An 18,619-nucleotide genomic window follows, 5' to 3' on the forward strand; every position below is an offset into this window, starting at 1 on the left:
AGCCAGGCGGCCCGGGCCTCATTCGGCCTTCATGATCGTCTCGCCGCGCAGGGGGCCCATGTCGCGGATGTTGACGCGGTGCCGCTTCCAGCCGGCGTAGGTGCGGCGCCAGTTCGTGATCGACACGACGTAGTACACCAGCTTGAACATCACCAGCGACATCCGGTAGGCCGGGCCGTGGTGGATGTCGGCCGCCAGCAGCGACATGAGGCCCTGCTTGACCTTGAAGCGGTTGTTCGGGTGCATGAACATGTCCCGGATGGTCGGGTTGGTCACGCGGTAGATGAACCAGGAGTAGTCGCGCGGACCGACACGCAGGCGTTTTTCCAGCGCAGCACGGGCGGCGGGCAGACGCTGCGGCTGGTCCAGCGCGGTAGCGACGAACGCCGCGCCGTCGAAGGCGCTCTGCATCGCCAGAAAGACGCCCGAGGAGAACATGGGGTCGATGAAGGTGAAGGCGTCGCCCACCATCAGGTAGCGGTCACCGGTGGCATGCGTGCTCGCGTACGAGAAGTTGCCGGTGGCGTGCACCTGGTCGTCCACCAGCGTGGCGTCCTTGAGGCGGTCGTGCAGTTCCGGGCACAGGGCGATGGTGTCGAAGAAGTAGTCCTTGAGCGGCTTGTCGCGCGCCTTCAGGTAGTAGGCCCAGCACACCGCGCCCACGCTCGTGGTGCCGTCGGCGAGTGGAATGAACCAGAACCAGCCGTGTTCAAACCAGCAGATGCTGATGTTGCCCTCGCGCTTGCCTTCCAGGCGCCGGGCGCCACGGAAGTGGCCGAACAGGGCGGTGCTGTTGTGGTCCTTGTTCTTTTCCTTGCACTTGAACTTGTTGGCCAGCAGGGTGTCGCGGCCGGTGGCGTCGACCACGAAGCGCGCGCGCCAGTGGCGCGACTCGCCGCTGTCCAGCACCGCCTCGACGCGGGCGCCTTCGTCGTCGAAGGCGACATCGCGCACCTTTGCGCCTTCCAGCGCCTGCGCGCCCACGCGGGCGGCATGGCGGAACAGCAGTTCGTCCATCTCGGAACGGCGCACCTGCCACGCCGATGCTTTCGAAGGATCCCAGCCTTCGGCGAAATCGACGTAGCTGCAGTAGTCGAGATCGGGTGGCACGAACTCGATGCCATATTTCGGCATGCCGATCTTCTCGATCTGATCGCGCACGCCAAGCTTGTCGAACAGGGCCACGTTGCCGGGCAGCAGCGATTCGCCGATGTGGAAGCGGGGATGATGTTCTTTCTCCAGCAGCACCACCTTGCGGCCTTCGCGGGCGAGCAGGGTCGCAATGGTCGAACCGGCGGGGCCACCACCCACCACAAGAACATCACACGTCTCATCGGACTGCATCGGGGCACCTCCTGTTTTCTGCAAGCGGGAAAGGCCCGAAAAATACCACGTTGGGGCACATGTTCCCGCGACGCCAGGGCTACGCCCGCCGCGCTGCAAGCACAGTGGCTGTCTTGCGGACGGGGCTGGACAGCACCAGTGACGTGGTGACGCCGCCATGTGCGGCGAGCGCGTCGACCACGCGTTCCAGATCCTTCGGTTCGGCGATGGCACAGCGCACGATGAAGCAGTCCTCGCCGGTCACGCGGTCCGCTTCCAGCACCTCGGGCATCTCTTCGAAGAGTTTCACGTATTTCGCGATACCGGCGTGCGTGGTCTGGATGCGGATGATGGCCTGCAGGCCGATGCCAACGGCACGCAGGTTGACCCGTGCGCCGTAGCCATCGATCACGCCGGCGTCCTCCAGCTTGCGCACGCGCTCGCTCATCGCGGGTTGCGAGAGGCCGATGCGCTTGCCGATCGCGGCCAGGCTTTGCCGCGCGTCGCGCTGCAGGGCTTCGAGAATCAGGAGGTCTTTCTTGTCCAGCTTCATGGCGGTGTGTTGCGTGACAGGGTGGGCGATGATCCATCGGTTTGCAGGCCCGGATTCCGATGGTTCTCACTTGGCGTTGCGCCTGCCATTCTCTAGCATGGTGCCAGCCGGTTCGCGCGGTGCAACGGCTCTTGCCCAAGGACAGGAACATGGAACTCATCGGCATGCTCGATTCGCCCTATGTGCGGCGGGTGGCGGTCACTTTTCAATTGCTGGGGTTGCCCTATGTGCACCGGCCGATCTCGGTCTTTCGCACGTTCGAGCAATTCCGCGCCATCAACCCCGTGGTGAAGGCGCCCACGCTGGTGTGCGACGACGGACAGACACTCATGGATTCCACCTTGATCATCGATCACGTGGAGACGGTGGCCGGGCGCAGCCTGATGCCCGCGGGGGGCGCGGAACGGCAGCGCGCGCTGCGCATCATCGGCCTGGGGCTGGCCGCCTGCGAGAAGGCGGTGCAGATCGTTTATGAACACAACCTCCGCCCGGCCGAGAAGCTGCACGAGCCCTGGATGCTCCGTGTGAAGGCCCAGCTGAGCGCTGCCCTGGCGGGGCTGGAAGCCGAGCTTGCGGCGCGTGCCCTGCCGGTGGACCAGGCGTCCATCAACCAGGCGGGCATCACGGCGGCCGTCGCCTGGCGATTCGTGCAGGAAATGGTGCCGGGCGATATCGATCCGCAGGCCTGTGCGGCCACGGTGCGACATTCGCAGCAGGCGGAAAGGCTCGAGGCCTTCCTCGCAGCGCCTTTCGACTGAAGCCTCACTGCATCGGCGCGTTTTCGACGAAGGTCCGCAGCGACCACACCACCGAAGGCTCCAGCACACCCTCCCACGGCGGCATGTGCACGATGCCGAACTTCTGTTTGCCGTAGCGCACCGATTTCACGAAGAAGTGATCCGCGTCGGACTGGCAGCGTTGGCGCAGCGCTTCGTCCTGCACGCGCTGGCAGCTGCGGCCCATGCGGCGCAGGTCGGGCGCGGGGGAGCGTGCGCCGTTGGCGTCCGCTCCATGACAGGCCGCACAGGCCTGGTTGAAGGCTTCGCGGCCCACCTGGATGGCGGCGGCATTGCCGCGCAGCGGGTTGATGTCGGCCCAGCCGCCAGCGATGGCAGGCAGCGGGCCGGTATCCACCTTCGGGGCAACGGGTGCGTCGGCCCATGCACCGGTGGCCAGCATGGCCAGGCCGAGAAAGAGGGCATGCAAGGTTTTCATGGGGTTCACCTCCAGGCCTCCGGGCAGTTCTTGCAACCTTCCATGAGCGAGTCCGGGAAGATGGCGTAGCGCAGCACGTTGGCCTCGAAGAAGGCATCTTTCAGGTTGGTGGAGACGAACTTGGCCTCCTGCAGGTTGCTGGCCACGAAACGCGTGCCGACGAACCAGGCGTTGTTCAGGCGCGCGATCTCCAGGCTGGCACCGTTGAACTCGGCGTGCGAGAAGTCGGAGCGCATCAGGCGTGCGGCTTCCAGGTCGGTGCCGATGAAGCGGGCGCGCTGGAAGTTGGTGTTGGCAGCGGTGGCCTTGTTGAGCCGCGCACCGGTGAGGTTGGCGCCTTCGAGATCGGCGGCGGCCAGGTTCGCGCCGCGCAGGTCGGCGCGGCTGAGGTCGGCGCCACGCAGGTCGGCGCCTGCGAGGTTCTTGCCCACCAGATTGGCGTGGCGCAGATCCGCACCGGGGCAACGCGTGTAGGGCCAGATCGGGCAGCCGTTGATCACTTGCGGCCCGTTGTCGTCGGCGGCCGGCTGGGCCAGGGCGGCGGGCCCGGCCAGCAGGGCCGCGAGCAGCGACGCGATCGGCATGGCGGTCTTCGTGGGGAACATGGGGAACTCCGAAGAAAAAGACCCGGCCAGACCCCGGGGAAGGAGCGCTGGCCAGGTCAGGGGTGGAGGGCTTCAGCGGCTGGCCACTTGCCTGGGCAGCTTGAAGACCCACATCGAACCACCTTGAGACACCTGCTTGGTCAGCTCGGCCATGTCACCGCCCCACAGCGGCACGGCACCGCCGTAGCCGGACTGGATGCCGATGTATTGCTCGCCATCCATTTCCCAGGTCACGGGCACCGAGACCACGCCCGAGCCGGTCTGGAACTTCCACAGCTCCTTGCCGTTCTTCGAGTCGAAGGCTTTGATGTAGCCGTCGGACGTGCCAGTGAACAACAGGCCGCCGGCGGTGGTGAGCGTGCCGGCCCACAGCGGGAACTGCTCCTTGTGTTCCCACTCGATCTTGCCGGTGACCGGGTTGATCGCGCGCAGGATGCCGACGTGGTCGTCGTACAGCTTCTTGATGCGGAAACCCTGACCCAAGTACGCGGCACCGGCCTTGTACGACACGTTCTCCGACCAGTAGTCCATCGCCCAGTGGTTGCCCGGGATGTAGAACAGGCCGGTGTCGGGGCTGTAGCTCATTGGCATCCAGTTGGTGCCACCCAGGAATGGCGGCGAGACGAAGATGCTGTCGCCCTTGTCCTGGCCGGCCTTCGGCTTGGGTGGGTACTGCTTCTCATCGACCTTGGGCATGCCGGTCTTCAGGTCGAAGCCGCTGGCCCAGGTGATGCCATCCACGAACGGCCAGGCACCGATGATGGAGTCCTGCTTCCAGGGGTGCGCGGCACCGGGCTTCGCGAGTTTCTCGCGATCGGTCACGAAGAAGTAGCCATTGCGGTCGGCGTGCGCGGCGGCCTTCACCACCTTGCCGCTCTTGGGGTCCTTGTAGTCGAACAGCAGCACCGAGTTGTTGCCCGAGAAGTCCCAGGCGTCGTTCGGCGTGTGCGAGAGGAAGCCTTTGAGGTCACCGGTGGTCGGGTCCACGTAGGCCTGTCCCGAGGTGTAGAGGCTGGGCCAGTTCAGCGGCTTGTCGCCTTCGGCGGTGCGCTTCCAGGTGTTCCACGGTGCTGGGTTGCCGGTACCGATCAAGATGGTGTTGGTCTCGACGTCGAACGAAGCCGTCTGCCACGGCGCGCCGCCGCCCTGGCTCCAGGCCTCGACCTTGCCGGTGGGCGAGTTCGGGTCGTTCGGCCAGGTGGGGGCCTTGGGGTCTCCGGTGGGCGTGCTGGGCTTGCCGTTGAGGCGGCCCATATGGCCTTCGACCATGGGGCGCGCCCAGACTTCGGCTCCGGTGTCGATGTCGCGTGCGTAGAGGTAGCCGACCACACCGAACTCGTCGCCCGACGAGCCGTGCACCAGCAGCACCTTGCCACTCTTCTGGTCCTTCACCACGAACGGGGCGCCGGTCATGGTGTAGCCGACCTTGTGGTCGCCGAACTTCTCGCGCCATACCACCTTGCCGGTGGCGCGGTCCAGCGCCACGATGGACGCGTCCAGCGTGCCGAAGAACACCTTGTCGCCGTAGATGGCGGGGCCGCGGTTGACCACGTCGCAGCAGGGGCGGATGTCCTCCGGCAGGCGGTGTTCGTACGTCCAGAGGCGCTTGCCGGTGCGTGCGTCGATCGCGAAGAAGCGCGAGTAGGAGCCGGTGGCGTAGATCACGCCGTCGTGCACCAGCACCTGGCCTTCCTGGCCACGCTGTTTCTCACCACCGAACGAGTAGCTCCACACCGGTACCAGGCCACCCACGTTGCGCGTGTTGATGGTCCTGGCGGGGCTGTAGCGCTGGGCGGTGAGGCCCAGGCCGTAGCTCAGCACGTCGGCGGTGGTCTTGTGGTCGTTGGCGATGTCGTCCCAGGTGACGGGCTTGGCCGCGTGCGTGGCGCCGGCCAGCAGCGCGGCGGCCGCCAGCGTGAGCCGGGTCAGCATCCGTGTGCGCGGGGCAGAAAGTCTTGTCATGTTGGCTCCTCATGTCGGGGTGGTGGTCTTGTCGATGAGGCGGGTGCCGCATCGCCGGGGCAGTATCAGACGCCACCCTGCATTCGCCACGGGAGTCTGGCCACGCGTTTCCGGGAAGTCTTCCCGACCGCACCGGGTGTTCCACCCGGGCTGGCATGTGCCTTGCGACATCGGAGGAAAAACCACCTGGAGACACCATGGATCTGCGGATTCGGCTGCTGCTGGTGCTGCTGTCGGGCGGCGTGGCGCTGGCGGCGTTCTGCCTGGGGACGGAGCAGCGTTCAGATGGGCAACACCTGTCCCATTTCGCAACACGTGACACCTGGCCTCTCGTGGGCTCGGCACTGGTGTTCGCCGGTGCGGTGTGGTGGTGGATCGAGCGCGCCTGGCGGCGTGAGTGCCTGCGTCTGCTGGAGGCCGAACGCGCCGCCCTGGCGCGCGAACTGCACGACGAGTTCGGCCAGAACCTGGCGGTGATGGTGACGGCCGCGGGTTTTCTGGAGCGGTATGCACCCACCACCTCGCCCCCCGTGGTGGCCGACTGCGCACGCGACATGCGCACCGCCGCCGCGCAGATGGCGCAGCAGTTGCGCGGCCACCTGCAACGGCTGCACCCGCAGGACCTGCAGGGCGCCTCGCTGGGCGCTGCGCTGGCGGCGCTGGCCGATGGGCACTGGCTGCGCGCGGCGGGCATTCAGGTGCAGGCGCGCTGGCCGAAGGCCATGCCCGCGCTGTCACCGCAGGCCGCGAAGGCGCTGTACCGCACGGTGCAGGAGGCGCTGACGAACGTCGTGCGGCACGCAGGCGCCAGCCGTGTGGTGCTGGCCTGCGAATGCGCGTGCGGGGGTGTGAGGTTGCGCATCGAGGACGATGGACGCGGCGATGCGCAGGCGGCATCGCGGTCGCGCCGTTGCGGCCTGCAGGGCATGCGCGAACGTGCCGCGATGGCTGCCGGGCACTTCGCCGTCTCGAGATCGGAACTGGGCGGCCTGCGGCTCACGCTGTGGCTGCCGGCCGCTCAAAGCGTCGAGGACATTGAACAACCACAAGGAGACAAGAGCCATGGTGAACGTGCTGCTGCTGGATGACCACTCGGTGGTGAGAACGGGCTATCGGCGCCTGATCGACGCGGAGCCCGACCTGCAGGTCGTCGCGGAGGCGTCGACGGCCGCGGAGGCCTATGCCCGCCTGCTGGAGGAGCGCATCGACCTAGCGGTGGTCGACATCAGCCTGCGCGGCACCAGCGGCATCGATGCGATACGCCGCATCCTGGCGCGCGACGCGCAGGTGCGCGTGCTGGTGCTCTCCATGCACGACAACCCGAGCATCGTCACGCAGGCCATGCGCGCCGGTGCGCTGGGTTACCTCACCAAGAGCAGCGAACCCGGCGAGCTGCTCGATGGCATCCGCGCCGTGGCGCGCGGGCGGCGCGTGCTTTCCCGCGACGTGGCGCAGGTGCTGGCCGAGGCCAGCCTGGATGGCGAGCAGGTGTTCGGCCGGCTCACGCCGCGTGAGTTCGAGGTGCTGCGCATGCTGGTGTCTGGCGAAGAGACGCGGCAGATCGCCACGCACATGCACCTGAGTCCCAAGACCATCCACAACCACCTGTCGATGGTGCGCCAGAAACTGGAGACCGACAGCGACATCCAGCTGCTGCGTCTGGCGGTGCGCCACGGTATCGTCGATCTTCAAGCGTGTTGATGGGGAACGCCACCTGCGCCGCTTTGCGGCTTCCCCCCCTCTCTGGCGCGCCTTCGGCGCTGGGAGGGGGGACGGCATCCCGGGCCGGCGGAGCCGGACCCTGGATGCCTCTGGCTGAGGTTGCTTCGTTCGGCGCCGTGCTCTACCGCATGCGCCGGATCAGGTTGTCCTTCAGGATGAACTGGTGATGCACGAAGGCGATCAGGTGCAGGGCGACCAGGAACAGCAGGCTGTACACGGCCCACAGGTGCACAACGCTCAGCACTTCTTTCGCGCCTTCCCAGGGCTCGGCCAGCCGGGGCAGGCGTGCGCCGAAGAAGCGGATCGGGTAGGGCGAGAACACCGAACCCAGGAAGCCGGAGAGCGGCGCGACCAGCATGAGCACGTACATCAACCGGTGGCTCCCGCAGGCCAGCAGTTGCTTGCCGCGCGGCATGTCCAGCGGCACGACGCGAGGCCGCACCACGGCCCAGCACACGCGCAAGAGGATCAGCATGCCCAGCAGCATGCCCATCGACTTGTGCACGTTGAACCACCAGGCGCGCGCGCCGGTGTTGTCCTTGGGCAGCTCGATCATCCACAGACCCAGGCCCAGTTGAGCGATGAGCAGGGCGGCCATCAGCCAGTGCAGCAGCACCGAAAAGCGGTCGTGTTGTTCGCGGTCCATCGTGTTGTCTCCTGTCTTGGTCGTTTCGTGGCGCGGCAGAAAGGCAAGATCGGTGCCACGGTCTGCGCGGGCCTTGCCATGGGCTGTGCCTTGCCGCACACGGTGTGTGACGATGAGGTTCCCTGGCAGGCGGTGGCGCCATCGGTGTGGGTGTGGATGCCCGACCATGAGGGCGAGATCGGTGCGGTCATTGGTGGCCACGTGGTGCCCACGACCGTGGTCGTGGACGCAGGGGAAGCCTTGCTGATCGACCCCGGCCCCAACCACTTGCATGGCGAGCGCGTGAAGCGGTCGCTGCAGTGCCGTTTCGGCGCACGCGTGGTGGGGGTGGTCAACACCCACGCGCACGCCGAGAACGTGCTGGGCAACTCGGCTTTCGCGCACGGGCAGGCACAAGGCCGGCTGCGCATCGGGGCGAGCGATGCCACGCGCGAGAGCATGCGCGCGCGCTGCCCGGCCTGCCTGGCCAGCCTCACATCGCGCGTGGGTGACGCCGCGATGCGGGACACGGCCATCGTGCTGCCCGACCAGACACTGGTGCCGGGTCAGCGCCTGCGCGTGGGCATGCGAAGCCTGCGGGTGTTGCGGGTGGAGCAGGGCCATACCGAAGGCGATCTGCTGCTGTGGGACGAGGCGAACCGCGTGCTGTGGGCCGGTGGTCTGGTGTATGGCGAGCGCGTGCCCGAGCTGGCGCAAGGACATGTGGACGCCTGGATCGCGGCGCTGCGCCGCCTGCAGGCCATGCCGTTGTATGCCGTGATTGGCGCCACCTGGTCGGCCGCTTCGCCAGACGGCTCACCGCCACCTGCACCGGGTCTGACCCTCGGCTACCTGGAGGCCCTGCGTGCAGGCGTGCTGCAGGCCATGGACGCGGGCCGCTTGCCGCAGGAGGCCGATGTGGTGCCGTTGCCGGCCTATGCGCACTGGGCGGGTTATACCGAGCGCCACGGCTTCAACGTGCTCAGGGCGTGGCGCGAACTGGAAGCCGTCTGGATGGAGACGTCCTCAGTCGAGCAGACCGGGCGGTAGCGCGTGCTTCTTGCGGTAGATGGTGTTGCGCGACACGCCCAGCGCCTTTGCTGCTGCCGACACGTTGCCGTTGTGCGCGCGCAGGGCCTGCGCCATGGCCGACAGGGCCACGTCTTCCAGGCGCTGGCTTTCCTGGATTTCCACCGGTGGTTCCGCCGTGTCGGGCGGTGCGCTGCGCGATGGCGGCGCGAGGTGAGGTGCTGGCGTGGGGGTCGCTGCCGCTGGTGGCGGTGACGTGCCGAGCTCCTCGATGAAGTCGTCGGGCAGGTGCAGGCGGTCGATCTCACCATCGCAGCCCACCATCACCACCGCCGTGCGCAGCAGGTTGTGCAGCTGGCGCAGGTTGCCCGGCCAGTTGTACTGCTTGAACATGGCCATCACGTCGGGGGAGATGCCCACGTTCTGTCCGTTGTCGCACAGCGACTTGAGGATCTTGCGCACGACGAAATCGAAGTCGGTGCGCTCGCGCAGCGCGGGCAGCCGGACCACCAGACCGTTGAGCCGGTAATACAGGTCTTCGCGGAACGCGCCCTCGGCGATCATGGCCTTGGGGTTCTTGTGTGTGGCGCTGATGATGGCCACGTCCACCGGAATTTCCTTGCCGGCTCCCAGCGGGCTCACCTTGCGTTCCTGGAGCACGCGCAGCAGGCGCGCCTGCAGGTGCTTGGGCATGTCGCCGATCTCGTCGAGGAACAGCGTGCCGCCATCGGCCTGCAGGATCTTGCCGGTGGCGCCGCGCTTGCGCGCGCCAGTGAAGGCGCCTTCCTCGTAGCCGAACAGTTCGGCCTCGATCAGCGTGTCGGGAATGGACGCGCAGTTCACCGAGACGAAGGGCCCGTTGCTGCGCTGCGAATCGCCGTGGATCGCCTGCGCGAGCAGGTCCTTGCCGGTGCCGGTCTCGCCCAGGATCATGACCGGGATGTCGCGACCGGAGACCATGCGCAGCTTGGTGATGACGGAGGACACCTGCGGGTCGCCCGTGTCGAGGTACTGCAGGGACGAGAACTGCGGCTTTCGCGCGGGCACCCTGGCCACGGCGGGAGTGGCACCTGCCGCACCCGGTGCCGCATCGGCGGCTTCGCGCGAGGGGGCCGACATGGACCACGAGGACGAGAGCGCCTGCACCTTGGCCTGGCACCACACCGTGACGCCGTTGTGCATGCACAGCTGCCGGGTGGTGGGCACGGCGCTGCGGAAGAGGTCGATCAATGCCGACACCGGCAGGCCGAACAGCGATGAGAACGTGTGCGCCTTGAGTGCGCTGAACGGCAGGCCGAGCTGGAACTGCGCGCTGCGGTTCGCCGACATGAAGCGGCCCTCTGGCGAAAACACCGCGATGCCTTCGACGAGCGTGCCGAGGAATTCCGAGCGTGTGTGGAAATGCAGCCGGATCGCCTTGGGAAAGATGTCCGCGAACATGTGGTTCTCGATCATCTGTGCCGACATGCGCACCAGCGCCAGCGTGTGCTGGTGGAAGCTGCGGTGGTCACCCGTGACGTCCAGCGCACCGATCACCTGGCCATAGGGGTCGTAGATGGGCGAGCACGAGCAGGTGAGGAAGCGGTTGGCCTCCAGGTAGTGCTGCTCGCCGTGCACGGTGAGGGCCTCGGCTTCGGTCAGGGCTGTGCCGATGGCATTCGTGCCCTTGCTCTGTTCGGACCAGTCCGCACCCGTGGTCAGCGCCACGCGTTGTGCTTTCTCCAGGAAGTCGTTGTCGCCCAGCGTGTGCAGCACGAAGCCCGACGAGGACGTGAGCAGCACCATGCTGTGGGTGTTGACGATCTGGTTGTAGAGCGTCTCCATCACCGGCGCGGCGTGCTGGTAGAGGAAGCGGCTTTCCTCCAGCGCGTCGCTGAGTGTGCCGCGGGCGGGGCTGGAGAAATCGGGCTCGTCCGCGCTGCGCAGACCGTGTGCGCGCGAGCGTTCGTGCGACTGGGTGATCAGCCGGGCATCGGCATCGCTGCCCGGTGCATGGCCCGCCGGGCGGCCTGCACTGTGGGGATGCATCCCTCCGTTCATGTGGTCTCCTGCCTCTGTGGATCCCGTGCTCCAGGGGTCGAGGTCCCACGGAACCATCGGGTCGGATGGGTCGCCCTGGTAAGGGTCGTTCTTGTCGTGATCGCTGCTCATGCCGATTTTCCTTGCTGCTGTGTCATGGATCAACACAGGCTTTCCCTCGGATGTCCCACGGTGGGACGCTGTCTCGCGATGGGATTAGCAAATTGCTCGCCACCCCGGCTCTTCCATGGTGGATGGCGATTGCGGCGGATGAAAGCGTCCAGTTTGGAGCAAGGGTTGCTGCAATCTGCAACAACCGTGTGGCGCGGCTGCACGGTGTGCGGGCGGCCGCGTCGTGGCCTGCATATTGCAGAGATGGGTGCGAGTCAGGGTTGTCAACGCCCGGCCTTCACGCTTTCACATCCACGGAGACATGCACATGCAATTCCCTACGAACCCCCTTGCGTCGCGCCTGGGCAAGGCCATGCTGGCACTGGCCGTTGGCGCTGGTGTCGCGGCCGCCGTCTATGCACACGGTGACATGGTGCCGCAGGCGGTGGACACCAGAACGCTGCCGCAGCTGGGCGAGAAATGGTTGCCCGAGAACCCTTACACGCCGGAAAGCAACGCGCACAAGGAGGCGCTGCGCATCGGCAGTTCCGCCTACAACCAGAACTGCGCACGCTGCCATGGGCTGGAGGCCATCTCGGGTGGCATATCGCCCGACCTGCGCCTGTTCGACAAGGATTGTTCGGGCATGGCCGACGCCGGCAAGAAGCAGGCTTGCTACAAGGAGATGGAAGAGTATTTCGTGGCCACCGTGCGGCGCGGCCGCGTGCGGGATGGCCGCGTCTACATGCCGCCATTCGAGGGCACGCTGTCGCAGGAGGCGGTGTGGGCGATCAAGTCGTACATCGATACGCGCCGCGTGCAGTGACGCGCAACGAATGAGGTGGGGCGCAACGGATGAAGTGACGCCCTCCAGTGGCACCGAGGGTCCGGCTCCGCCGGCCCAAGGTGCCGTCCCCTTCCCAGCGCCGAAGGCGCGCCAGAGAGGGGGAAGCCGCGAAGCGGCGCAGGGGGTGCTCGCTACCTCTTGCCGAGCTTGCGGTAGACCGTGGCGCGGCTGATGCCCAAGGCGCGCGCCGCTTCCTTCACATTGCCACGCGCGTCGTCCACCGCCTTGCGGATCATGGCGGTCTCCACGTCCTTGAGTGGCAGGCCATGACCCACTACGCCATGCACCGCACCACGTTCGCCGCCCACATTGAGTTGCGCACGCACGCTCAGGCGCAGGCCAGACCACAGCGGCACCTCCAGCGGGCCGCGCTGCTGGCGGGCGGCGTCGAACAATGTTTCCACCGGCACGGCGAACAGTTCACTGCAATGGCCAGGTGTCATGCCGGCGACGACGCCGAGCATGTCGGCCGCAGGGCGGTTGAGCGCGGTGATCTGACCATCCGTGTCCACGCACACCAGGCCGTCGCTCGCGTCGCCTGGCATGTGGCCGGGCCAGCCCAGGCACAGCAGCAGGCGGTGCGGCTGGCCGAGTGTGAGCGCGTTCTCGATGCTGCGCGCCGATTGCGTCACGAGGTGCTTGAGCGCGGGTTGCTCGAGCACGTTAACGCCGGTGAGGTCGAGCATGCCCACGCACTGCCCGTCGGGACCCCAGATGGGCGCCCCCGCACAGCTGTAGACGCTGGTGTCGTCGAAGAAATGTTCGCCCCGGTGCAGCCACACGGGTTGCAGGTCCGCCAGCGTGGTGCCGATGGCGGTGGTGCCCACAGCGCGCTCGGACAGGTCGACCCCGACGCGGGCGATGTTCGCAGCCTGCGGGTCGCTGCGGTCCACCGGGCCATTGACGTCGATCACCAGGCCCCGCGCGTCGGTGAGGATGGCGAAGTAACGCGTGTGCGCCATCGCGCGCGAGAGCGACTGGATCACCGGCGCTGCTGCGCGCAGCAGTGGCTGGTTGGCCTCGATGGCGTGGCGCGCCGCTCCGCTGGTGACGGTGTCGAAGGTGATGTGCTGGCGCGGTTCGAGCCCGATGTCCAGACAGCGCCGCCACGAACGCTCGACCCAGGGCGCGAGCAGCGGTGGGCTGATGGGGGTGCGCGATTCGAGTACCGCCTTGCGCGCCTGTTCGATCAGGGCCAGGCGCTGTTGTTGTGGAACTGACGGCTGGGGCTGTGGTGTCACGATCGGCACGGTATTGGCTGGGCAGACGCCGGGCTGGAGGATCGGTGGGGTGCCTGTCATTAGAGCAGTGTTTGGCGGCTCGCGCACCCCCGCCGTGGCCGGGTTAACCCGGCCAGCGCCAGCTCCAGCGGGTTTCGCGCACCAGCGCTTCGAGGTCTGCCGGGGTGTCGAGATCGCGCGTGTAGTGCGGGTTTTCCGTGACCCACAGGCGCACGGACCCGGGGTGCGCGGCGCGCCATTGGCGCAGGCTGGGTTGCAGCGGCGCGATCAGTGCCTCGCGCACCAGGGCATCGAAGATCACCGGGTGCCCGGGCTGGCCATGCACCATGGGCACCTGCACGCGGATGCCGGGCTCGCGGCCTTTGAACGCGTTCAGCGCGGCCTGCACGTCCGTGCCATCGATCAGGGGCTGGTCGGCCAGCAGCACCACCACCTGCCCGACGTCGTGCGCCAGCGCCCGCAGGCCCGCACGCAGCGACGACGCGGTGTCGTCTTCGGGGCGGGGATTGATCACGCACAGCGGTGCGATCTTGTCGGGCAGTTGCGCCACATGGGTCTGGATGTCGATCGCGTGGTGGCCCAGTACCAGCACCAGGTCGTGCCGTGACGGCCCCCGCAAGGGCTCCAGGTGGGTAAGCAGCCGCTCCAGCAGCGTGCGGCCTTCCAGCTCCAGCAGGCACTTGGCGACCCCGCCCATGCGCCGGCCGGCACCTGCGGCGAGGATGACGAATCCCGTCTTCATTGCGACGCCCCCTGTGTCGGGCGGCTCACGATGGCTCGCGGACGAAGCAAACCGCTGCCGAAGGCTCGGCGGCGGACAGGGTGTTCTTCGCCGTCGCCACCTCCATGTCGCGAGGCAGCGGCACGCCGTTCTTCACGGCCAGCACCTCGGCCATCACACTCACCGCGATCTCGGCCGGCGTCTTGCTGCCGATGTAGATGCCGATCGGTCCGCGCAGCCGGGCCAGGCTCTCGGGCGTCTGGTCGAAGTGCTCAATCATGCGGGCATGGCGTGCTTCGTTGTTGCGGCGGGAGCCGATCGCGCCGACGTAGAACGCATCGGTTTCCAGGGCCTCCAGCAGGGCCAGGTCGTCCAGCTTGGGGTCGTGGGTGAGGGCGATCACGCAGGTGCGGCGGTCCACACGGAAGCCACGCACCACATCGTCGGGCATGTCGGTGGCGATGTCCACGCCGGGCACGTTCCAGCTACCGCGGTATTCCTCGCGCGGGTCGCACACGGTGACGGCAAAGCCGTTGAACACGGCCATGGTGGCGAGGTACTCGGTGAGCTGGCCTGCGCCGATCAGCAGCATGCGGTATTCGGGGCCGAAGGTGTTGCTCAGCCATTGCCCGTCGTCGGACAGGGCGGCGGGCGTGGCGGCGGGGCGCAGTTCGACGCGCCCGGTGTCAATCTCCGTGCGCCGTTCCACCAGGTGGCCGGAAGCGAGCGTCTGCACCAGCTCGGCGAGCGAACCGGCATCGGGGTTGAATTCGAGCACCAGTTCCAGCGTGCCGCCGCAGGGCAGGCCGAAGCGGTGGGCTTCGTCGGCGCTCACGCCGTACTTCACGCGTTCGGGTGGGCCGGTGGGAATCTCGTGCGTGATGCCCGGCGGCACGCTGGTGCCCTGCACGGCGCCGTGGGCGCGGCTGTAGCGGTAGATCAGGTCGTCCTCGATGCAGCCGCCCGAGACCGAGCCGACCACCGCGCCGGTTTCGCACAGTGCCATCACCGAACCCACCGGGCGCGGCGACGAGCCCCAGGTGCGCACCACCGTGGCCAGCAGCGCACGCCGGCCTTCCGCGCGCCAGCCCTGTAGCGCGCGCAGCACGGTGACATCGAGGTTTTCCACTTTCAGCCTTTCGTCGTCAGGTAAATCACCACCGCCACCACCACGGCAACGGCGGCCCAGCCCCAGCCGGGCATGCCCCGGCCCGGTTTGGGCAGTGGCGTGGGGTCGGTGCTGGCCGGGGTGGGCGCGGCACTCGGGTAGCGTTGTTGTAGCGCCTCGTCGAAGCGGCGGAAGAAATCCTCGGCCAGCGACCTGGCGGCGCCGTCGATCAGGCGCTGCCCCAGTTGGGCGATTTTCCCACCCACCGTGGAGTTCACGGAGTAACTCAGCTCGCAGCCGCTGGCGGCCGGAGTGAGCTTCACGGCGGCTTCGCCCTTGCCGAAGCCGGCCACGCCGCCCTGTGCGTCAAAGCCGATCTTGTAGGCGTGGGGGGGGGCGATGTCGGAGAGTGTCACGCGGCCACTGAAACGCGCGGCCACGGGGCCGATCTTGAGCGCCGTGGTGACCGCGTAAGTGTTCGGCTCGGTGAGTTCGAATTTTTCACAACCTGGAATGCAGGCCTTGAGGATGTCAGGGTCGTTCAGGGCTTCCCAGGCCTGTTGTTGTGTCACGGCCAGCGGCCGGCTTCCTTGCATGTCCACGTGGGTTCTCCTGTCGGGTGGGAATGGTGAGGGATTTCGCTGTTTTCAGTTGCGCCGCATCAGCGATGCCATGGCGCGCGCGAGGTCTTCGAGCCGGCTGAGGTTGTGCACCGCCAGCATGCCGTGGGCGTGGCGGTGCAGCACGCTGGCGCCATTCGCCAGCGGTGCATAACCGTCGTAGCGCAGCAGGGGGTTGAGCCAGAGCAGCCGGCGGCTGTGGCGGCCAAGCCAGGTGAGTTCCTGATCCAGCAGTTCGGGCGAGCCGGTGTCCAGCCCGTCGGTGATGAGCAGCACCACGGTGCGGCGGCCCACCAGGCAGCGCCGGTGCCCGGTGCGCAACTGCGCGAGCGATTCACCCAGGCGTGTGCCACCCGCGAAGTCGTCGATGGCCTCGTTGGCGAGCGCCAGCATCTGGTCGGTGTCGCGCAGGCGGAACGCCGCGCGCAGGTCGGTCAGGCCGGTGCCGAAGGCGAACGCGGCGCGCGGCGTGCCCTGCGTGGCCTGGTGCAGGAAAGCCAGCAGCAGCCGCGCATAGCGCTCCATGGAGCCGGAGACGTCCACCAGGATCAGCAGAGGCAGAGGCTGCGGCCGGCGTGTCATCAGCGGCATTTGCAGCAGCTCGCCGTCGTGCCGGCGCGCCTGATGCAGCGCGCGCGCCCAGTTGGGGCGGTGGCCGCGCGTGCCGGCGCGTTCGCGGCGCGAGCGCACCGTGGGCAGGGGCAGGGGAATCTCGCGCGCCAGTTGCTCCACCAGGCGGAACTCGCTGGCCGACAGACCCGCGAAATCGGCGTGGCGCAGGCGCTGCTGGTCGCTGGCGGACATGGCCGCGTCGAACTTCAGTTCGGTCTCGCCCTGGTTGGGCGTGCGCGCCTTCAGGCCCGCCACGCTCAGTGCCTCCTGAACGCGGGCCTTGCGCCGCACCGGGTGTGCCTTGGCGGCCTTGGGCAGCATCTGCGCGAGCAACTGCTGCGCCAGTTCGGGGTTGCGGAAGAAGGCGTCGAACATTTCGTCGAACACGCCCAGGTCCTGCTGCCGGCTGACCATCACGGCGCCCAGTGCGGCGCGCAGGTCCTCGCGCTGTTCCACGCCAACCTCCTGCGCGGCGGTCACGGCCAGCGCCACGCGGCTGCTGTCCACCGGCACCCCGGCGCGGCGCAGCGCGCGGCCGAAGGCGGTGATGTGGTCCGGCAATTTTCCGGAGCGGGCGTCGCCGAGGATCATGCGGGCAACCGTCAGGTCGGTTCGGGCTCGAGCAGCTTGTCCAGCATCGGCAGCAGTGCCGCCACGTCCTCGCGCTGCTTGAACAGGATGCCGGCCGTGTCCTGGATCACCTCGGGGTCGAGCGTGAGCGTGTCCAGGGCCACCAGGGCCTTGGCCCATTCCACACTCTCGGCAATGCCGGGGCTGCGCTGGAAGGCGTTGGCGAAGGGCTGGTTGCGCAGGCGCGAGACGAAGCGCGTCACCTGCTCGGTGAGCGCGGTACTGGCCTGCGGCACCTGGCTGCGCACGATGGCCAGTTCGCGTTCGCGCTCGGGGTAATCCAGCCACTGGTAGAGGCAGCGGCGCTTCACGGCGTCGTTCAGATCGCGCGTGCGGTTGCTGGTGAGGATGGTCAACGGCGCGGCCACGGCCTGGATGGTGCCGAGTTCGGGAATGCTGACCTGGTATTCGCCCAGGTACTCCAGCAGGAAGGCCTCGAAAGGTTCGTCGGCCCGGTCCACTTCGTCGATCAGCAGCACAGCGCCGGGTTCGGGCGTCTGCAGGGCCTGCAGCAAGGGCCGGCGGATGAGATAGCGCGCCTGGTACACCTCGCGTTCGATTTCGTCGGGGGTGGACGTGGCCTGCGCTGCGCGCATGTGCAGCAGTTGCGCCGTGTGGTTCCACTCGTAGAGCGCCTCGCGCTGCTCCATGCCGTCGTAGCACTGCAGGCGCAGCAGCGGGCGGCCGAGCACTTTCGCCAGCGCCTTGGCCAGTTCGGTCTTGCCCACACCGGGCTCACCTTCGAGCAGCAGCGGGCGTTGCAGGCGCATCGCGAGGAAGACGGCGGTGGCCAGCCGCCGGGGAGCGTGGTAGCCCACGCCCTGCAGGGCGTGGGTGAGACCGTCGATGCTGCCGGTGTCTTCAGGCACCCGGTTCATCCATTGGCCTGCCGCACCGCGGCCTGGGTCTGCACCGTGATGAGGTGCGCCCGGTATTCCGCGCTGGCGTGCAGGTCGCCGCTGATGTCGCTGGCGTCGATCTTCACGTCCTTCACCGCTTCGGGGGTAAAGCTCTTCGCCAGAGCCGCTTCCAGGCCCTCGTGCCGGAACACGCCGTTGCCCGCGCCAGTGACCGCAACGCGCGGGCCGGACGGCGTGAGCGCGACAAACACGCCCACCAGCGCAAAGCGCGAGGCCGGCTGGCGGAACTTGGCGTAGGCCGCTTTGGACGGGATCGGAAAGCGGATCGCGGTGATCAGCTCGCCCGGTTCCAGCGCCGTGGTGTACAGGCCCTGGAAGAAGTCGTCGGCGGCGATCTGGCGCCGGTCCGTCACGACGGTGGCTCCCAGGCCGAGCACCGCGCTGGGGTAGCAGGCGGCGGGGTCGTTGTTGGCCACGGAGCCGCCCATGGTGCCGCGGGCACGCACCTGGCGGTCGCCAATGCCGCCGGCCAGCGCGGCCAGCCCGGGAATCTGCTTGCGCACCTCGGCGTTGTCGGCCACGTCCTGGTGGCAGGTCATGGCGCCGATGACGAGGGTCTGCCCCTCCACTTTCACGCCGCGCAGGTCGGCCACACCGCCCAGGTCCACCAGCTGCTCGGGCCGCAGCAGACGCTGCTTCATCGAGGCCAGCAGGGTCTGGCCACCGGCCAGGGGCTGTGCGCCTGCGCCGCTGAAGCGTTTGGCGTCGGCCAGGCTCTTGGGTTGTTCCAGAGTGAATGCGTACATGGTGTGTCTC

At 67.8% G+C, this 18,619-nt stretch carries 19 protein-coding genes; 5 read left to right on the forward strand and 14 right to left on the reverse strand.

Annotated features, from left to right (window positions below; genetic code table 11):
• Positions 1-18 precede the first annotated feature (18 nt).
• Complete coding sequence (locus J2X09_RS17530; protein WP_204732063.1) at positions 19-1,344, reverse strand: NAD(P)/FAD-dependent oxidoreductase; 1,326 nt, start codon at positions 1,342-1,344, stop codon at positions 19-21.
• A 79-nt stretch (positions 1,345-1,423) separates the two neighbouring features.
• A complete protein-coding gene (locus tag J2X09_RS17535; RefSeq protein ID WP_204732062.1) occupies positions 1,424-1,876 on the reverse strand; it encodes an Lrp/AsnC family transcriptional regulator in 453 nt (150 codons plus the stop codon).
• 149 nt (positions 1,877-2,025) lie between these two features.
• Here J2X09_RS17535 and J2X09_RS17540 point away from each other — a divergent pair, with 149 nt between their 5' ends.
• Positions 2,026-2,634, forward strand: a complete 609-nt coding sequence (locus J2X09_RS17540) for a glutathione S-transferase family protein (protein ID WP_204732061.1) — start codon at positions 2,026-2,028, stop codon at positions 2,632-2,634.
• Between the two features lie 4 nt (positions 2,635-2,638).
• On the opposite strand, the gene J2X09_RS17545 is transcribed toward J2X09_RS17540, so the two are convergent.
• The 3 genes from J2X09_RS17545 to J2X09_RS17555 all read right to left on the reverse strand — a co-directional run bounded on the left by J2X09_RS17545 (position 2,639) and on the right by J2X09_RS17555 (position 5,658).
• Positions 2,639-3,091, reverse strand: coding sequence for a c-type cytochrome (locus J2X09_RS17545; protein ID WP_204732060.1), 453 nt, complete (start codon positions 3,089-3,091; stop codon positions 2,639-2,641).
• A 5-nt stretch (positions 3,092-3,096) separates the two neighbouring features.
• Positions 3,097-3,696 carry a pentapeptide repeat-containing protein gene (locus J2X09_RS17550; RefSeq protein WP_204732059.1) on the reverse strand — a complete coding sequence of 200 codons (600 nt, stop codon included), beginning with the start codon at positions 3,694-3,696 and terminating at the stop codon, positions 3,097-3,099.
• 72 nt (positions 3,697-3,768) lie between these two features.
• A complete protein-coding gene (locus J2X09_RS17555) occupies positions 3,769-5,658 on the reverse strand; it encodes a methanol/ethanol family PQQ-dependent dehydrogenase (RefSeq protein ID WP_204732058.1) in 1,890 nt (629 codons plus the stop codon).
• A gap of 197 nt (positions 5,659-5,855) precedes the next feature.
• On the opposite strand from J2X09_RS17555, the gene J2X09_RS17560 reads away from it, so the two are divergent.
• Positions 5,856-6,746: a sensor histidine kinase gene (locus tag J2X09_RS17560; protein WP_204732057.1), complete on the forward strand. Its 891-nt coding sequence runs from the start codon at positions 5,856-5,858 to the stop codon at positions 6,744-6,746.
• Positions 6,721-7,359: a response regulator gene (locus J2X09_RS17565; RefSeq protein ID WP_204732056.1), complete on the forward strand. Its 639-nt coding sequence runs from the start codon at positions 6,721-6,723 to the stop codon at positions 7,357-7,359. The genes J2X09_RS17560 and J2X09_RS17565 overlap by 26 nt, the downstream gene beginning before the upstream one ends.
• A gap of 142 nt (positions 7,360-7,501) precedes the next feature.
• On the opposite strand, the gene J2X09_RS17570 is transcribed toward J2X09_RS17565, so the two are convergent.
• Positions 7,502-8,026, reverse strand: coding sequence for a cytochrome b (locus J2X09_RS17570; protein ID WP_204732055.1), 525 nt, complete (start codon positions 8,024-8,026; stop codon positions 7,502-7,504).
• A gap of 27 nt (positions 8,027-8,053) precedes the next feature.
• On the opposite strand from J2X09_RS17570, the gene J2X09_RS17575 reads away from it, so the two are divergent.
• On the forward strand, positions 8,054-9,055 hold the full coding sequence (locus J2X09_RS17575; RefSeq protein ID WP_204732054.1) for an MBL fold metallo-hydrolase: 1,002 nt from the start codon (positions 8,054-8,056) through the stop codon (positions 9,053-9,055).
• On the opposite strand, the gene J2X09_RS17580 is transcribed toward J2X09_RS17575, so the two are convergent.
• Positions 9,032-11,062, reverse strand: a complete 2,031-nt coding sequence (locus J2X09_RS17580; protein ID WP_204732516.1) for a sigma-54-dependent Fis family transcriptional regulator — start codon at positions 11,060-11,062, stop codon at positions 9,032-9,034. The two genes, J2X09_RS17575 and J2X09_RS17580, sit on opposite strands and share 24 nt — an antisense overlap.
• 430 nt (positions 11,063-11,492) lie before the next feature.
• On the opposite strand from J2X09_RS17580, the gene pedF reads away from it, so the two are divergent.
• Complete coding sequence (gene pedF, locus J2X09_RS17585; RefSeq protein WP_204732053.1) at positions 11,493-11,990, forward strand: cytochrome c-550 PedF; 498 nt, start codon at positions 11,493-11,495, stop codon at positions 11,988-11,990.
• A 152-nt stretch (positions 11,991-12,142) separates the two neighbouring features.
• Here pedF and J2X09_RS17590 read toward each other — a convergent pair whose 3' ends face one another.
• Genes J2X09_RS17590 through J2X09_RS17620 form a run of 7 tightly spaced genes read right to left on the reverse strand, consistent with a single transcriptional unit; the run spans position 12,143 to position 18,609 of the window.
• A complete protein-coding gene (locus J2X09_RS17590) occupies positions 12,143-13,312 on the reverse strand; it encodes a sigma-54-dependent Fis family transcriptional regulator (RefSeq protein ID WP_204732052.1) in 1,170 nt (389 codons plus the stop codon).
• Between the two features lie 43 nt (positions 13,313-13,355).
• The gene (locus J2X09_RS17595) at positions 13,356-13,994 is read right to left on the reverse strand and encodes a nucleotidyltransferase family protein (RefSeq protein WP_204732051.1); all 639 of its coding nucleotides are present in this window, start codon (positions 13,992-13,994) and stop codon (positions 13,356-13,358) included.
• Positions 13,995-14,019: 25 nt separating this feature from the next.
• Positions 14,020-15,102, reverse strand: a complete 1,083-nt coding sequence (locus J2X09_RS17600; RefSeq protein WP_204732050.1) for an XdhC family protein — start codon at positions 15,100-15,102, stop codon at positions 14,020-14,022.
• 2 nt (positions 15,103-15,104) lie between these two features.
• Positions 15,105-15,683 carry an SRPBCC family protein gene (locus J2X09_RS17605; RefSeq protein WP_204732049.1) on the reverse strand — a complete coding sequence of 193 codons (579 nt, stop codon included), beginning with the start codon at positions 15,681-15,683 and terminating at the stop codon, positions 15,105-15,107.
• Positions 15,684-15,728: 45 nt separating this feature from the next.
• Positions 15,729-16,904 carry a vWA domain-containing protein gene (locus J2X09_RS17610; protein WP_204732048.1) on the reverse strand — a complete coding sequence of 392 codons (1,176 nt, stop codon included), beginning with the start codon at positions 16,902-16,904 and terminating at the stop codon, positions 15,729-15,731.
• A gap of 11 nt (positions 16,905-16,915) precedes the next feature.
• Positions 16,916-17,821 (reverse strand): AAA family ATPase, encoded by a 906-nt coding sequence (locus tag J2X09_RS17615; RefSeq protein ID WP_204732047.1) that lies wholly within the window; start codon positions 17,819-17,821, stop codon positions 16,916-16,918.
• Positions 17,818-18,609 (reverse strand): FAD binding domain-containing protein, encoded by a 792-nt coding sequence (locus tag J2X09_RS17620; protein ID WP_204732046.1) that lies wholly within the window; start codon positions 18,607-18,609, stop codon positions 17,818-17,820. The genes J2X09_RS17615 and J2X09_RS17620 overlap by 4 nt, the downstream gene beginning before the upstream one ends.
• Positions 18,610-18,619: the final 10 nt, after the last annotated feature.

Origin of the sequence: Hydrogenophaga laconesensis, from assembly GCF_031457235.1 — a bacterium.
GTDB lineage: Bacteria > Pseudomonadota > Gammaproteobacteria > Burkholderiales > Burkholderiaceae_C > Hydrogenophaga > Hydrogenophaga laconesensis.

What these genes read in the sequence shown, in the direction of transcription:
- J2X09_RS17530 (WP_204732063.1), bottom strand. Translation starts at nt 1,344, where the DNA reads ATGCAGTCCGATGAGACGTGTGATGTTCTTGTGGTGGGTGGTGGCCCC.
- J2X09_RS17535 (WP_204732062.1), bottom strand. Translation starts at nt 1,876, where the DNA reads ATGAAGCTGGACAAGAAAGACCTCCTGATTCTCGAAGCCCTGCAGCGC.
- J2X09_RS17540 (WP_204732061.1), top strand. Translation starts at nt 2,026, where the DNA reads ATGGAACTCATCGGCATGCTCGATTCGCCCTATGTGCGGCGGGTGGCG.
- J2X09_RS17545 (WP_204732060.1), bottom strand. Translation starts at nt 3,091, where the DNA reads ATGAAAACCTTGCATGCCCTCTTTCTCGGCCTGGCCATGCTGGCCACC.
- J2X09_RS17550 (WP_204732059.1), bottom strand. Translation starts at nt 3,696, where the DNA reads ATGTTCCCCACGAAGACCGCCATGCCGATCGCGTCGCTGCTCGCGGCC.
- J2X09_RS17555 (WP_204732058.1), bottom strand. Translation starts at nt 5,658, where the DNA reads ATGACAAGACTTTCTGCCCCGCGCACACGGATGCTGACCCGGCTCACG.
- J2X09_RS17560 (WP_204732057.1), top strand. Translation starts at nt 5,856, where the DNA reads ATGGATCTGCGGATTCGGCTGCTGCTGGTGCTGCTGTCGGGCGGCGTG.
- J2X09_RS17565 (WP_204732056.1), top strand. Translation starts at nt 6,721, where the DNA reads ATGGTGAACGTGCTGCTGCTGGATGACCACTCGGTGGTGAGAACGGGC.
- J2X09_RS17570 (WP_204732055.1), bottom strand. Translation starts at nt 8,026, where the DNA reads ATGGACCGCGAACAACACGACCGCTTTTCGGTGCTGCTGCACTGGCTG.
- J2X09_RS17580 (WP_204732516.1), bottom strand. Translation starts at nt 11,062, where the DNA reads ATGCATCCCCACAGTGCAGGCCGCCCGGCGGGCCATGCACCGGGCAGC.
- pedF (WP_204732053.1), top strand. Translation starts at nt 11,493, where the DNA reads ATGCAATTCCCTACGAACCCCCTTGCGTCGCGCCTGGGCAAGGCCATG.
- J2X09_RS17590 (WP_204732052.1), bottom strand. Translation starts at nt 13,312, where the DNA reads ATGACAGGCACCCCACCGATCCTCCAGCCCGGCGTCTGCCCAGCCAAT.
- J2X09_RS17595 (WP_204732051.1), bottom strand. Translation starts at nt 13,994, where the DNA reads ATGAAGACGGGATTCGTCATCCTCGCCGCAGGTGCCGGCCGGCGCATG.
- J2X09_RS17610 (WP_204732048.1), bottom strand. Translation starts at nt 16,904, where the DNA reads ATGATCCTCGGCGACGCCCGCTCCGGAAAATTGCCGGACCACATCACC.
- J2X09_RS17615 (WP_204732047.1), bottom strand. Translation starts at nt 17,821, where the DNA reads ATGAACCGGGTGCCTGAAGACACCGGCAGCATCGACGGTCTCACCCAC.
- J2X09_RS17620 (WP_204732046.1), bottom strand. Translation starts at nt 18,609, where the DNA reads ATGTACGCATTCACTCTGGAACAACCCAAGAGCCTGGCCGACGCCAAA.